Source organism: Streptomyces sp. NPDC020731 (assembly GCF_044334705.1).
Classification (GTDB): Bacteria; Actinomycetota; Actinomycetes; order Streptomycetales; family Streptomycetaceae; genus Streptomyces.
Genome location: NZ_JBIRTN010000003.1, coordinates 309,040 through 321,471 on the forward strand (window position 1 = coordinate 309,040; position 12,432 = coordinate 321,471).

A 12,432-nucleotide genomic window follows, 5' to 3' on the forward strand; every position below is an offset into this window, starting at 1 on the left:
ACGCAAGAAATGCAAGCCGCTTGCGTTCCTGCGCAAATTCGTTGTCAAGGCGCCGCCCAGAGCCCTCGGACATGTCCGAGGTGGCGGGTCATCACGGCCCGTACGGCCTCCGTGTCCCGGGCGAGCAGCGCGTCGAGCAGCTCCAGGTGCTCCTCGGCCGACGCCTCCAGCCGCCCCTGCTCCACCAGCGCGGTCAGCCCGTACAGCCGTGCGCGCTGTCGCAGGTCCCGGACCACCTCGACCAGGTGGCCGTTACCGGCGAGCGCCAGCAGCCCCAGGTGGAAGCGCTGGTCGGCCTCGACGTACGCGATGAGGTCACCGGCCGCGGCGGCGGTGACGATCTCCGCGGCGACCGGGCGCAGCGCCTGAAGCGCCACCGGGTCCGCGGTGGCGGCCAGTCCGGCCGTCGTCGGGATCTCGATCAGGGAGCGGATGTGGGTGTACTCGTCGAGCTGCCGGTCGGAGACGGCGGTGACCCGGAAGCCCTTGTTGGGCACGGTGTCGACCAGCCCTTCCTTGGCGAGGTCGAGCATGGCCTCGCGCACGGGGGTGGCGGAGACCCCGAAGCGGGCGGCGAGCCCGGGGGCCGAGTACACCTCGCCGGGGCGCAGTTCCCCGGCGATCAGCGCGGCCCGCAGCGCGTCCGCGACCCGCTCGCGGTAGCTGGGCCTGCGGCCACCCAGGTCGAAGAGGGCGGTGTTCACAGCACGAACCCCGCCGGGAACGGGTCCCTCGGGTCCAGCAGGTACTGGGCGGTGCCCGTGATCCAGGCCCGGCCGGTGAAGCTGGGCAGCACCGCCGGACGGCCGGCCACCTCGGTGGTGCCGAGCAGCCGGCCGGTGAACCGGGTGCCGATGAAGGACTCGTTCACGAACTCGGTGTGCAGCGGGAGTTCGCCGCGCGCGTGGAGCTGGGCCATGCGGGCGCTGGTGCCGGTGCCGCAGGGCGAGCGGTCGAACCAGCCGGGGTGGATCACCATGGCGTGCCGGGAGTGGCGGGCGGTGGCGTCGGGAGCGGTCACCTGGACATGGTGACAGCCGTGGATGGACGGGTCCTCGGGGTGGACCGGTTCGCCCTCGGTGTTGATCGCCTCCATCAGGGACAGGCCGGCCGTGAGGATGTCGTCCTTGCGGGACCGGTCGTAGGGCAGCCCGAGCCGGTCCAGCGGCAGGATGGCGTAGAAGTTGCCGCCGAAGGCGAGGTCGTAGGTCACCGTCCGCCCGTCGGGCAGGGTCGCCTTCCGGTCGAGGGCGACGGCGAAGGACGGCACGTTGCGCAGGGTCACGGCCGTGGCGGCACCGTCCTCGACCGCCACCTCGGCGACGACGACCCCGGCGGGGGTGTCCAGGCGGACGGTGGTGACCGGTTCGACGACCTCGACCATCCCGGTCTCGACGAGCACCGTCGCGACGCCGATCGTGCCGTGCCCGCACATCGGGAGGTAGCCGGAGACCTCGATGTAGACGACACCCCAGTCACAGTCGGGCCTGGTCGACGGCTGGAGGATCGCGCCGCTCATCGCGGAGTGCCCGCGCGGCTCGTTCATCAACAACTGCTTGATGTCATCGCGGTGTTCACGGAAGTACAGCCGTCGTTCGTTCATCGTCGCACCGGGGACGGTGCCGATGCCGCCGGTGATCACGCGGGTCGGCATGCCCTCGGTGTGCGAGTCGACGGCGTGCAGGACGAGCTTGCTGCGCATGTCCGGCCCTCCCTACGCGAGTCCGGCCGAGACGGCCTTCTCGGTGGCCGCGCGGACGGCCGCCTCCTGACCGGGCTCCAGCGGGACGCGGGGCGGGCGGCAGCGGCCGCCGTGCCGCCCGACGAGGTCCATGGACAGCTTGATCGCCTGGACGAACTCCACCCGTGAGTCCCAGCGCAGGAGGGGATGCAGTTGCCGGTACAGCGGCAGCGCGGTGTCGAGGTCGCCGCGGGTGGCGGCGCGGTACAGCTCCGCGCAGGACCGGGGCAGCGCGTTCGGGTAGCCGGCCACCCAGCCCTTGGCGCCGGCGACGGCGAGTTCCAGCAGGACGTCGTCCGCGCCGATCAACAGGTCCAGTTCGGGGGCGAGTTCGGCGATCCGGTAGGCGCGGCGGACGTCCCCGGAGAACTCCTTCACGGCCTGGACGTACCCCTCGCCGTGCAGCCGGGCGAGCAGTTCCGGCACCAGGTCGACCTTGGTGTCGATGGGGTTGTTGTAGGCGACGACCGGGAGTCCGGCCGCGGCGACCTCGGCGTAGTGGGCGAGAACGGCACGCTCGTCGGCGCGGTAGGCGTTGGGCGGCAGCAGCATCACGGCCCGGCAGCCGGCCTCGGCCGCCTGCTCGGTCCAGCGGCGGGCCTCGGCGGACCCGTAGGCGGCGACACCCGGCATGACGCGCTCCCCGCCGATCGCGGCGACGGCCGTCTCGACGACCCGGGCGCGCTCCTCGGGGGTGAGGACCTGGTACTCGCCGAGGGATCCGTTCGGTACGACGCCGTCACAGCCGTTGTCCACGAGCCAGGCGCAGTGCTCGGCATAACGGTCGTGGTTCACGGAGAGGTCGTCGTTCAGCGGGAGCGCGGTGGCGACGAGGACGCCGCGCCAGGGACGGTGGTCGGTCATGAGGGTCCTCTCTCGGTGTGCTGTTCGTGCTGTTCGGCGAGTACGCCCAGCGGCACCGGCCGCGCGAACGGCCGCCGGGACGCGGTGGGTTCGCATCCGGCGAGCCCGGCGACCGCCGGTTCGCACATCCGGCCCTGGCACCAGCCCATGCCGGCCCGGGTGAGCAGCTTGACCGTACGGGCGTCCCCGGCACCGAGAGCGAGGGCCTCGCGGACCGTGCCCGCCGTGACCTCCTCGCAGCGGCAGACCAGGGTGTCGTCGGTGACCCGGTCGGTCCAGCGGGCGGGCGGGGCGTACACGGTGTCGAGGGCGGCCGCGTACCCGCGCATCCGGGCGCGTGCCCTGGCGGCCGGGGCCCACTCACCGGGGTCGGGTACGGCGCCCCGCGACCGGGCGGCGACCGAGCGGCCCGCGATGTGCCCTTCGGCGAGCGCGAGAGCGGCTCCGCCGATGCCGGTGGCCTCGCCCGCCGCCCACACACCGGGTACGTCGGTGCGCTGTTCCGCGTCGACCGCCACCGCGAGTCCGTCGAGGCGGCAGCCGAGGCTCTCGGCGAGGTCGGTGTGCGGGAGCATGCCGTGGCTCACCGCGAGGGTGTCGCAGGGCAGGCGGCGTTCGGTGCCGGGCCGGACACGGCCGTGCGCGTCGAGGGCGGCGACGGTGACACCGGTCAGCCGGCCTCCCCCGCCGTGGGCGCGGACGACGGTGTGACGGGCGAGGAACGGCACGCGGTGGCGCAGCAGCCGGGCCGCGTACCCGGCGCCCTCGGGCAGTTTGCCGGCCAGCGCTCCGGCGTGCCGCAGCAGGCGGCCCGGGTCCGCGGACTCCACCAGCGCGGCGACCCGCGCGCCCGCCGCCGCGAGCCCGGTCGCCACCGGCAGCAGCAGCGGCCCGGTCCCGGCCACGACGGCGGTCCTGCCCGGTACGACGAGCCCGCCCTTGAGCATGGCCTGGGCGCCGCCCGCGGTGACGACTCCGGGAAGAGTCCAGCCGGGGAAGGGCAGCACGGTCTCGTATCCGCCGGTGGCCAGCAGTACGGCGCCGGCGCGCACCTCGGCCGGCTCCCGCTGATCCGGTCCGAGCAGCGCGTGCACGGCCGGTCCGTCGGGTGTCCGTTCCACGCACCACACATGGTGCTCGCCCAGCATGCGCACGGAGCTCGTGGCGAGCCGGTCCCGCAGCCGGGTCCAGGTGCGCCACTGGTGGTGCAGGACCTGGGGGTGTTCCGCGCGGAGTCCGGCGGCGGGCTGCCGGTAGAACTGCCCGCCCGGTTCCGGAGCCGCGTCGACCAGGGCGACCCGCAGACCGCGCCGGTCCGCCGCGAGGGCCGCGGCGAGTCCCGCCGGTCCCGCGCCGATCACCGCGAGGTCAGTCCGCATGGCCCGTCCCCTCCTGGCTGCGGATCACGTCGCCCGGCCGGGCCGGGACCAGACAGGCCCGTTGGTTGGGACGGTCGTTCACGGTGACCAGGCAGTCGAAGCACACCCCGATCCCGCAGAACACCCCGCGGGGGCGTCCGCCGCCCCGGGTGGTGCGCCACGAGGTGACGCCGGCGGCCCACAGCACGGCGGCGACCGTCCGGCCGGGCAGCGCCTCGATCCGCCGTCCGTCGAAGGTGACCTCGAAGGCGGGTCCGGGCCCCGCCCCGGCGAGCTCCAGCGGATTCACTGCTCGGCCTCCTTCGTCGTACGGGGGAAGCGGTCGGGCCGGAACGGGGTGAGGTCCGGTTCCGGTGTCCCTCCGGTCAGGGCTCGGGCGATCAGCAGACCGGTGCCGGTGGCCAGCCCGATGCCCGCGCCCTCGTGGCCGCACGCGTGGAACAGTCCGGGCGCCCGGGGGTCGGGGCCGATCGCGGGGAGGTGGTCGGGCAGGTACGGCCGGAAGCCGGCGTACGTGCGCAGGGCCCGGACGCCGGACAGGAAGGGGAACAGGCGTGTCGCTCCCGCCGCCAGGGCCCGCACCGCCGGGAGGGACAGGGACCGGTCGAAGCCGACCCGTTCCCGGCTGGCGCCGATGAGCACCGGTCCGGCGGCCGTTCCCTCCACCACCGGTGAGGTCTGGAGCGCCGCCGAGTCGCTGGCGACGTCGGCGACGTAGTCGGCGGCGTACACCTTGTGCCGGATACGGGGCGGCAGTGGCTCGGTGACCAGGACGAAACCGCGTCGGGGCAGGACGGGCAGGAACACCCCGGCGCGGGCGGCCAGTTCGCCGCCCCAGGTGCCGGCCGCGTTGACGACGGCGGGGGCGTGCAGGTCGCCGCGGTCCGTGCGCACCCCGCGCACCGCGCCGTCGGCGGTGCGCAAAACCCGGGTCACCTCGCGGCCGGTGAGCAGCCGGGCCCCGGAGGCACGCAGGAGGTGGGCGGCGGCGAGGGCGGGCATCACCTGGGCGTCCTGCGGATAGTGCACACCGCCCGCGAGGCCGGGCGCCAGGCGCGGTTCCAGGTCGTGGAGCCGGTCGGCGGGGACGGGGTCGGCCGTCACCCCGGCGGCCCGCTGGGTGTCCGCGAACCTCCGCAGCCCGTCGAGCGTTTCGGGGGTCCCGGCGACGACGAGTCCGCCCTTGGCCTCGTACTCGACCGGTCTGCCCAGTTCCTGTGCCACCTGCGCCCACAACCGGTTGGACAGCAGGGCCAGTTCGAGTTCGGGACCGGGCGCCTTGTCGGAGACGAGGAGGTTTCCCTCGCCCGCGCCGGTCGTGCCGCCGGCCACGGGACCCCGGTCCACCACGGTCACGGCGAGGCCCGCCCGGGCCGCGTACAGGGCGCAGGCCGCGCCCGTCATCCCGGCGCCCACCACCACGACATCGCAGGTCAGCGGCTCGCTCACGTCAGTAATATGTCACACAGCACTACTGCGGGGAAGAGGGCGGACGTCGTCGGCGAAGGGCCGCCTCAGTCGGCGGAGCGCACCACTCTCAGGTGGGAGGCGCCGCGGCGGGACCCGCGGTCCCCGGAGGGGGTGCGGCGCGCCTCGCGCAGGACCAGCGTCAGCCGGGTGCAGTCCATGTCCTGGAGGGTGGGGGTCGTCTCCGCGACGATCCGGCATTCCGTGGCGCCCCAGCGCGGGTCGGGGTGGAGCAGCGGCCGTACGGCGCCGTCGTGTTCGGCGGCCTGCTCGCCGACGGCCCGCAGCCAGTGCGGCAGCCCGTGCCGGTAGGCGGCCTCCATGATGGGGTCCTGGGCGATGTCGCGGCGGATGGCCCCCAGCCCGTGGTCGTGGCCGTACCGCTCGACGGTCTCGGCGAAGTGGGCCAGCATCGGCAGGCACCAGCTCGACTCGTGGTCACCGAGCACCATGGACGCGTCCGGGTGGAAGAGGACGAACCGGAGGAAGTTGTCGGAGGGCAGGGCCGTGGGGTGCGGCTCGGCGTCCTGGAAAAGTGTCCGGAAAGCGGTGTTGGTGAGCAGCACGTCCCAGCGGTGGTCGACCACCAGGGAAGGGAAGGGGCACGCCTCCAGGAGTACGGCGTAGTCCTGGAGATAGGCCTGGGCCTCGGGGGTCCCGGGGACGGGCCGCGGTGCCGGCCGCTGCCCTCCTGCCTGATATGCCATCGGGAGGTCACCCCTCTTGCCTGTGCGGCCCTGACGCGGCGCCCCGATCCTGCTGCCCGCACGTGAGGTGTGTCAACTATCGTGGCATTTCATGCCGGTTGACGGCCGAAATTGGCCACAGTTGTGGCGAGACCTGGATGTGGGTTCGAGGCAACGGCTAGTCTCCGTGAAGTTCACGGCAATCGCTTGTGAGAAGCCTGTGAGAGACGTAGGAGATCTTTCGGTGACGGGTGGCTTCGAGGGTCCGGGCGCCACGCCGACGACCGCGCTGCCGGCCGTCGTCACCCGCGTCACCGCACTCGCCGACCGGCTCGGCGTGGCGCACACCGAGGTCTTCGACGTCGGCCGGCTGTCCGCCGCCTCCGGTGTCCCGGAGTCCGTGGTCAAGGCGCTGCTGAGCGGCCGGTCCGCGGGCGCGCCCGATGTGCAGGCGCGGTTCGTGCAGCGGCTGGACCTGCTGCGCCGCACCCGGCTGAAGCCGAACGGCCGCAGGTACACGCAGCAGGAGATCGCCGACGGCGCGGGCATGTCCCGGCAACAGGCCGGCGCGCTGATCAACGGCGACCGGCGTCCGACCATGGAGCACTGCGACGCCATCCAGCGGTTCTTCCGGGTGCACGCCGGTTTCCTCACCGCCGAGGACCCCGAGGCGCTCGCGGGCGCGCTCCAGCACACCGAGCAGGAGCTGCTGCAGAAACTCGCGGACCGGGAGCGGGCGGCGGCGGCACCGGCCGACGACCCGCTGGACCGGCTGCTGCAGGACCACGGGGTGCGCGGGATCGCCTGGCGGGCCGCCCAGCTCCCCACCGACCAGCACCGCGACAAGGTCGCGGAGTGGCTGGACATGCTCCTGGAGAGCGTCCAGCGGCCCAAGGCTTGAGCCGGGGGAGCACACCGCCCGTACGACGAACCACCGGCAGCGCCGGCGCTTCCCGTCCCGGCGCGGCCCGCCGGTCCGTACGCGGCCCCGTGCGAGGCGATGAGCGGGCGCCGCGGCCGGCCCGTGCCGTTCCGTACGACGGTCCTCCCGTCCGGGACGACGGGCGGGGCGCGGCCCGACACGGCGGACCCGGGTGCCCGGGGTGTCCGGGGCCGCGGGGCCGAGCCGGCACGTCCCGGCGCGCGAGCCCGCCGGCCGGGCGAACCGGTCCACGGTGAGACCCGATTGTCAGTGGTGGGCGGCAAGCTGGAGGCGAATCGTCACCGACCGCGACACGGGGAGAACCGAGCGATGCCGACCACCGTACTGACCGACCGCGAGCGCACCGCCGTCCAGGCCTACCTACGACTGCTGCACACGGTGCGCGCCACCCTCGACAGCCGGTCGGGCCCGATGGTGCCGCCCTCCGTGCTCGCCGAGGCGGAGACCGCCCTGGCCGGGGCGGGCCTGACCGGCAACGAGGAGGCGTTCTTCCGGATGCTGCGCGGCCGGCACCCCGAGCCGTAGCCGGACGTGTCCCTCCCGTGGCGGCGGTCGCCGTCCCGCTCAGCCGTGCGGGACGGCGACCGCCGTCGCGACCAGGTCTCCCTCGGTGATCCAGCGGCCGGTGAAGTGGTCGACCACTCGGGTGCCCACGCGCGGGCCCGGGACGAGGAGGGTGGCCCGGAAGCCGCCGCGGGTGTGCCCGCCGGGGTCGGCGAAGAGGTCGAGGTCGGCCTCCATGAAGTCCAGCCACTTCCCGGTGAGCGGGAACCACGCCTTGTAGACGGACTCCTTGGCGCTGAACAGCAGCCGGTCCCAGTGCACGGCGGGCAGCTCCCCGGCCAGACCGCCGATCCGCGCCGCCTCCTGCGGCAGCGCCACGGAGGACAGGACGCCCTCGGGCAGCGGAGCGTGGGGCTCCGCGTCGATGCCGAGGGACGCCAGGTCGGCGGCGCGCACCAGGGCGGCGGCGCAGTAGCCCTGGCAGTGGGTCATGCTGCCGGCCAGCCCGTCGGGCCAGACGGGGGCACCCCGCTCGCCGGGCAGCACCGGCCGCGCGGGCACGCCCAGCTTGTCCATGGCACGGCGGGCGCAGGAGCGTACGGCGGTGAACTCCCGGCGGCGCTTGGGGACGGCGCGCGCCAGCAGCGCCTCCTCCTCGGGATACAGGGGGGCGTCGACGCCCTCGTCTCCGTGGGCCTCGACGGCGACCACCGTCTGTGGCAGCAGTTCCTCGATCATCGCCCCTCGTCCTCCCGCGGCACGATCCGGCGCAGCCGCCCCGGCGGCTGTTCCCGCTTGCGCCATTCGCGCGGGTAGCCCACCGACACCTCCTCGAAGCGGACGCCGTCCTGCCGGGTGGTCCGGGGGATGTGCAGATGGCCGTAGACCATGGTGTGGACGGGGAACCGCCGGTGCCAGTCGTCGGTGAGCACGGTGCCGCACCACATGGCGAACTCGGGGTACCACAGGACGTCCGTCGGATGGCGGTGCAACGGCCAGTGGTTGACCAGGACGAGCGGCATCCCGTCCGGCACCTCGGCCAGCCGGCGTCCGGTCTCGGCGACCCGGGCCCGGCACCATGCCTCCCGGCTCGGGTACGGGTCGGGGTGCAGCAGCCGCTCGTCGGTGCAGACGACCCCGGTGCCGTGCGCGTACTCCAGTCCCTCGTCCTTGGTGGCGCACCCGGGCGGCAGGAACGAGTAGTCGTACAGCAGGAACAGCGGTGCGACGACGACCGGGCCGCCGGGGCCGTCCCAGACGGGGTACGGGTCCTCGGGCGTGATCACTCCGAGGTCGCGGCACTGTTCGACCAGGTGGTCGTAGCGGGCGACGCCGCGCAGCGTGACCGGGTCGCCCGGATGGGTCCACAGCTCGTGGTTGCCGGGCACCCAGACGACCTTGGCGAACCGGTCTGCGAGCGTCCTGAGGGCCCAGTGGATGTCCTCCACGGTCTCCGCGACGTCACCGGCCACGAGCAGCCAGTCCCCGTCCGACCCGGGCCGCATGCCGTCGACCAGGGCACGGTTCTCGGCGTAGCCGATGTGCAGGTCGCTGATGGCCCACAGCTGTCCGCCGCCGTCCGTCCCCGACATCACCCGTCGCTCCTTCAGCCGTCGCGCGCTCCACCACGAGATCACATCGGTGCCGCCGGAACAAGCGTGCCCCGTCATCCGCGTGTGGTACGGGAACAGCCTGTGAAGCCGTATGATCTGCCCCGACACCACCGCCGTGAAACACCCTTCCACAGGGCGGTTCGGTGACCCTCCACACTCCTGCCCGGGCAACGGGTCGCCGAGCCCTGCCCGCGCACCCCGAAAGGCGGCCTGCATGGTCTCTCGCGTACGCGTCTGGCTCAACCGCACGTACGCGGAGAACGTGTTCTTCATGGATCAGCTGCGGAGAAATCCCGCCGACCGGGCCGTCGAGATCCACGCCACCCACGGTGACCCCGACTCCCCCGTGCTGGCCGCCGCCGACACCGCCGAACCGGAGCCCGAGGGGTTGTCCCCGGCGGCGTACGTCGAGTACGCGCTCGCCCAGTGCGAGCGGCGCGGCATCGATGTGTTCGTGCCCCGGCTGCACCAGGCGGTGATCGTCGCGCACCGTGCCGAGTTCGAGGCGGTCGGTACGGCGCTGCTGGCGCCGCCGCCCGAGGCGGTGGCCGTGTTCCACGACAAGGTGACCGCCTATGAGGCGGTCCAGGCGGTCGGGGTGCCCGTGCCGCCGTGGTGGCGGGTCCGCAGTGCGGACGAACTCGTCGCGGCCGTCGGCGAGTTGGAGGCAGGCGGATACCGGGCCTGCTTCAAACCCGCCTCGGGCGCGGGCGGGGTGGGTTTCCGCATGATCACCCGTGCGCCCTTCTCGCTCGCCCAGCTGAGCGGCTTCCCGAGCCCGTACGTGCCGCTCGGCCCGGTGCTGGACGCCCTGCGGGAGGCCGACGATCCGGTGGACTGGCTGGTGATGCCCCGGCTGGAGCAGCCCGAGGTGTCGGTGGACTGTCTCACCGGCACCGACAACCGGGTCCGGCTGGCGGTGGGGCGCACGAAGAACGGCCGGCGCAGGGGCTTCACGCTGCACGAGCAGTGGCTGGAGCCGGCCCGGCGGATCGCGGAGGGCTTCGGGCTGCACCACCTGTCCAACATCCAGTTCCGGATGCTGGGCGAGCGGCCCGTGCTCATGGACGTCAACACCCGTCCGGCGGGCGGGCTGCACCAGTTGTCGCTGTGCGGGGTGAACGCCCCGTGGGCCGCCGTGCGGCTGGCGCTCGGCGAGGACCCGGGCGAGATGACACCGCCGTTCCTGGGCCAGGGCTACACGGTGGTGTCGGGTCCGCGTCCGCTGCTGCCGGTGACGCTGCCGCAGCAGCGTGCCGATGTGCCCGCGCCCGCGCTGGGGGCCGTACCGGCTCCGGCCGTGTCCGTGGGGCCGCGGGCGGCGACCGGAGCGCGCACGTAGAAATTCTCCAGAAAGTTTCCGCCGGGGGTGTATCAGGGGCCGGGCCGCGTGCTCTTGATGGTGAAGGCGACTTGGGGAAGCCGCCGGGGGGAAGCACGGGGGAACGGGGGGCTCGGGTCGGTCGGCCGCTGTCACGGGGGGCGACCGGCCGACCCGAAGCCGTGCCCGCCGGCTATCCGAGGTAGGCGAGGCCGGGGTGGGCGGCGGTGTAGCCGTCGACGAGACGGCGGGCCACGTGCACGGAGTCGACGAGCGGATGCAGCGCGAACGCCTTGACGGCCGTCGCGCGGGAACCCGACCGGGCGGCGGCGAGCACCTCTCGCTCGACGGCCTTGACGGCGCAGACCAGACCGGTGGCGTGGTCGGGCAGCGGGTCGACGGAGACGGGGTGCGCCCCGCCGGCGTCCACCAGGCAGGGGACCTCGATGACGGCGTCCCCGTCCAGTGGTGACAGGGTGCCGCGGTTGCGGACGTTGAGGATCAGGGTGGTGCGTTCGTCGCGGGCGATGGCCCGCATCAGGGCGAGCGCCACGTCCTCGTAGCCGCCGGACAGGTCCTCGGCCTCGCGTTCGCCCGCGCCCGCCGCCTCCCGGTTCTCGGCCATGTAGGTGGCCTCGCGTTCGGCGCGGGTGCGGTTCCACAGGTCCAGGGCGGGGGCGCCGGGGTCGGCCGCCCCGGCGTAGAACCGTGCCTGCTGGTCGTGCAGGAACGCGCCCCGCGTCTGCTTCGCCTCCTGGTAGGCGTGCACGGCCTCACGGTTGAAGTAGTAATAGTGCAGGTACTCGTTGGGGATCGCGCCCAGGGACTGCAGCCAGTCGGCGCCGAAGAGCCTGCCCTCCTCGAAGGAGCCGAGCAGGGCGGGGTCGGCGAGCAGGCGCGGGAGTTGGTCCCGGCCGGCGACCCGCAGGCCGCGCACCCAGCCGAGGTGGTTGAGGCCGACGTAGTCGACCCACGCCTCCCGCGGCCGCGCGCCGAGCACCCGGGCGATACGGCGGCCGAGGCCGACCGGTGAGTCGCAGATGCCGATGACGCGGTCGGCGAGGTGGCGGGACATGGCCTCGGTGACCAGGCCGGCGGGGTTGGTGAAGTTGATGACCCAGGCGTCGGGGGCGAGGCGGGCCACCCGCCGGGCGATGTCGACGGCGACGGGCACGGTGCGCAGCCCGTAGGCGATGCCGCCCGCGCCGACCGTCTCCTGGCCGAGCACGCCCTCGGCGAGGGCGACCCGTTCGTCGTTCGCCCTGCCTTCGAGGCCGCCCACGCGGATCGCGGAGAAGACGAAGCCGGCGCCGCGCAGCGCCTCGTCGAGGTCGGTGGTGACGGTCACCTCGGGCGCGTCGGGCACACCGGCGGCCTGCTCGGCCAGTACCCGGGCGATCGCGCGCAGCCGCCCGGCGTCCACGTCGTGCAGGACGACACGGGTCACCCGGCCCTCGGCGTGGTCCCCGAGCAGCGCCCCGTACACCAGCGGCACGCGGAATCCTCCACCGCCCAGAATCGTCAGCTTCACATCCGCACCTTCCCACCACGACGAACCGGGACGACCCTACTCGCGGCGCGACCGCGCCGGGTACGCTCCGCCGACCCGACCCGCTGGAGGGCAGCCTGCCATGACCAGCCGCTCCGCGCCCGGCACGTGGACGCCCCGACAGGGCGGGCCACGACCGAAGAGCCGACCCGCCGCCCTGCCGGCGCGGCACGCTCCCCCCACCCGCCCCCGGGCCCTGTGCCGGCGGTCGGGCTTCCGGTCGGACGCCGTCCCCGCCCTTTCGGCCGGAGTGGCCGATCGTCCCGGTCCGCGCATGCCCGGAGCCGCTGCGAAATCCCTCTCACCGGTGAGGACCGGGCTCCCGGCTCCTCGTGATACTGGTACGGCCCCCGCCCCGAGGAGCC

Annotated in this window: 13 protein-coding genes; 3 read left to right on the forward strand and 10 right to left on the reverse strand. The window is 74.0% G+C overall.

What is annotated here, in order from left to right; translation table 11 throughout:
* Positions 1–44 precede the first annotated feature (44 nt).
* The 7 genes from ACH4VX_RS06460 to ACH4VX_RS06490 all read right to left on the reverse strand — a co-directional run bounded on the left by ACH4VX_RS06460 (position 45) and on the right by ACH4VX_RS06490 (position 6,158).
* Positions 45–704 carry a GntR family transcriptional regulator gene (locus tag ACH4VX_RS06460; RefSeq protein ID WP_398366193.1) on the reverse strand — a complete coding sequence of 220 codons (660 nt, stop codon included), beginning with the start codon at positions 702–704 and terminating at the stop codon, positions 45–47.
* Positions 701–1,702 carry a proline racemase family protein gene (locus ACH4VX_RS06465; protein ID WP_398366194.1) on the reverse strand — a complete coding sequence of 334 codons (1,002 nt, stop codon included), beginning with the start codon at positions 1,700–1,702 and terminating at the stop codon, positions 701–703. Before ACH4VX_RS06465 ends, ACH4VX_RS06460 begins: the two co-directional genes overlap by 4 nt.
* Before the next feature lie 12 nt (positions 1,703–1,714).
* The gene (locus ACH4VX_RS06470) at positions 1,715–2,605 is read right to left on the reverse strand and encodes a dihydrodipicolinate synthase family protein (protein WP_398366195.1); all 891 of its coding nucleotides are present in this window, start codon (positions 2,603–2,605) and stop codon (positions 1,715–1,717) included.
* Positions 2,602–3,984, reverse strand: a complete 1,383-nt coding sequence (locus ACH4VX_RS06475) for an FAD-dependent oxidoreductase (RefSeq protein ID WP_398366196.1) — start codon at positions 3,982–3,984, stop codon at positions 2,602–2,604. Before ACH4VX_RS06475 ends, ACH4VX_RS06470 begins: the two co-directional genes overlap by 4 nt.
* The gene (locus ACH4VX_RS06480) at positions 3,974–4,273 is read right to left on the reverse strand and encodes a (2Fe-2S)-binding protein (protein WP_398366197.1); all 300 of its coding nucleotides are present in this window, start codon (positions 4,271–4,273) and stop codon (positions 3,974–3,976) included. The genes ACH4VX_RS06475 and ACH4VX_RS06480 overlap by 11 nt, the downstream gene beginning before the upstream one ends.
* Positions 4,270–5,433 (reverse strand): NAD(P)/FAD-dependent oxidoreductase, encoded by a 1,164-nt coding sequence (locus ACH4VX_RS06485; protein WP_398366198.1) that lies wholly within the window; start codon positions 5,431–5,433, stop codon positions 4,270–4,272. Before ACH4VX_RS06485 ends, ACH4VX_RS06480 begins: the two co-directional genes overlap by 4 nt.
* A 65-nt stretch (positions 5,434–5,498) precedes the next feature.
* Complete coding sequence (locus ACH4VX_RS06490; protein ID WP_398366199.1) at positions 5,499–6,158, reverse strand: hypothetical protein; 660 nt, start codon at positions 6,156–6,158, stop codon at positions 5,499–5,501.
* Between the two features lie 223 nt (positions 6,159–6,381).
* Between ACH4VX_RS06490 and ACH4VX_RS06495 the strand changes: the two genes are divergently transcribed.
* Entirely contained in the window at positions 6,382–7,038 is a 657-nt protein-coding gene (locus ACH4VX_RS06495; RefSeq protein ID WP_398366200.1) for a helix-turn-helix domain-containing protein, read from the forward strand.
* Between the two features lie 351 nt (positions 7,039–7,389).
* The gene (locus ACH4VX_RS06500; RefSeq protein ID WP_398366201.1) at positions 7,390–7,605 is read left to right on the forward strand and encodes a hypothetical protein; all 216 of its coding nucleotides are present in this window, start codon (positions 7,390–7,392) and stop codon (positions 7,603–7,605) included.
* A gap of 39 nt (positions 7,606–7,644) precedes the next feature.
* Here ACH4VX_RS06500 and ACH4VX_RS06505 read toward each other — a convergent pair whose 3' ends face one another.
* Together ACH4VX_RS06505 and ACH4VX_RS06510 are read right to left on the reverse strand one after the other, a co-directional pair.
* On the reverse strand, positions 7,645–8,322 hold the full coding sequence (locus ACH4VX_RS06505; RefSeq protein ID WP_398366202.1) for a 4'-phosphopantetheinyl transferase: 678 nt from the start codon (positions 8,320–8,322) through the stop codon (positions 7,645–7,647).
* The gene (locus ACH4VX_RS06510) at positions 8,319–9,176 is read right to left on the reverse strand and encodes a metallophosphoesterase family protein (protein ID WP_398366314.1); all 858 of its coding nucleotides are present in this window, start codon (positions 9,174–9,176) and stop codon (positions 8,319–8,321) included. The genes ACH4VX_RS06505 and ACH4VX_RS06510 overlap by 4 nt, the downstream gene beginning before the upstream one ends.
* A 235-nt stretch (positions 9,177–9,411) precedes the next feature.
* Between ACH4VX_RS06510 and ACH4VX_RS06515 the strand changes: the two genes are divergently transcribed.
* On the forward strand, positions 9,412–10,539 hold the full coding sequence (locus ACH4VX_RS06515) for an ATP-grasp domain-containing protein (RefSeq protein WP_398366203.1): 1,128 nt from the start codon (positions 9,412–9,414) through the stop codon (positions 10,537–10,539).
* A 172-nt stretch (positions 10,540–10,711) separates the two neighbouring features.
* Here ACH4VX_RS06515 and ACH4VX_RS06520 read toward each other — a convergent pair whose 3' ends face one another.
* Positions 10,712–12,049 carry a 6-phospho-beta-glucosidase gene (locus ACH4VX_RS06520; protein ID WP_398366204.1) on the reverse strand — a complete coding sequence of 446 codons (1,338 nt, stop codon included), beginning with the start codon at positions 12,047–12,049 and terminating at the stop codon, positions 10,712–10,714.
* Positions 12,050–12,432: the final 383 nt, after the last annotated feature.

What these genes read in the sequence shown, in the direction of transcription:
- ACH4VX_RS06490 (WP_398366199.1), bottom strand. Translation starts at nt 6,158, where the DNA reads ATGGCATATCAGGCAGGAGGGCAGCGGCCGGCACCGCGGCCCGTCCCC.
- ACH4VX_RS06505 (WP_398366202.1), bottom strand. Translation starts at nt 8,322, where the DNA reads ATGATCGAGGAACTGCTGCCACAGACGGTGGTCGCCGTCGAGGCCCAC.
- ACH4VX_RS06470 (WP_398366195.1), bottom strand. Translation starts at nt 2,605, where the DNA reads ATGACCGACCACCGTCCCTGGCGCGGCGTCCTCGTCGCCACCGCGCTC.
- ACH4VX_RS06515 (WP_398366203.1), top strand. Translation starts at nt 9,412, where the DNA reads ATGGTCTCTCGCGTACGCGTCTGGCTCAACCGCACGTACGCGGAGAAC.
- ACH4VX_RS06465 (WP_398366194.1), bottom strand. Translation starts at nt 1,702, where the DNA reads ATGCGCAGCAAGCTCGTCCTGCACGCCGTCGACTCGCACACCGAGGGC.
- ACH4VX_RS06475 (WP_398366196.1), bottom strand. Translation starts at nt 3,984, where the DNA reads ATGCGGACTGACCTCGCGGTGATCGGCGCGGGACCGGCGGGACTCGCC.
- ACH4VX_RS06500 (WP_398366201.1), top strand. Translation starts at nt 7,390, where the DNA reads ATGCCGACCACCGTACTGACCGACCGCGAGCGCACCGCCGTCCAGGCC.
- ACH4VX_RS06510 (WP_398366314.1), bottom strand. Translation starts at nt 9,176, where the DNA reads ATGTCGGGGACGGACGGCGGCGGACAGCTGTGGGCCATCAGCGACCTG.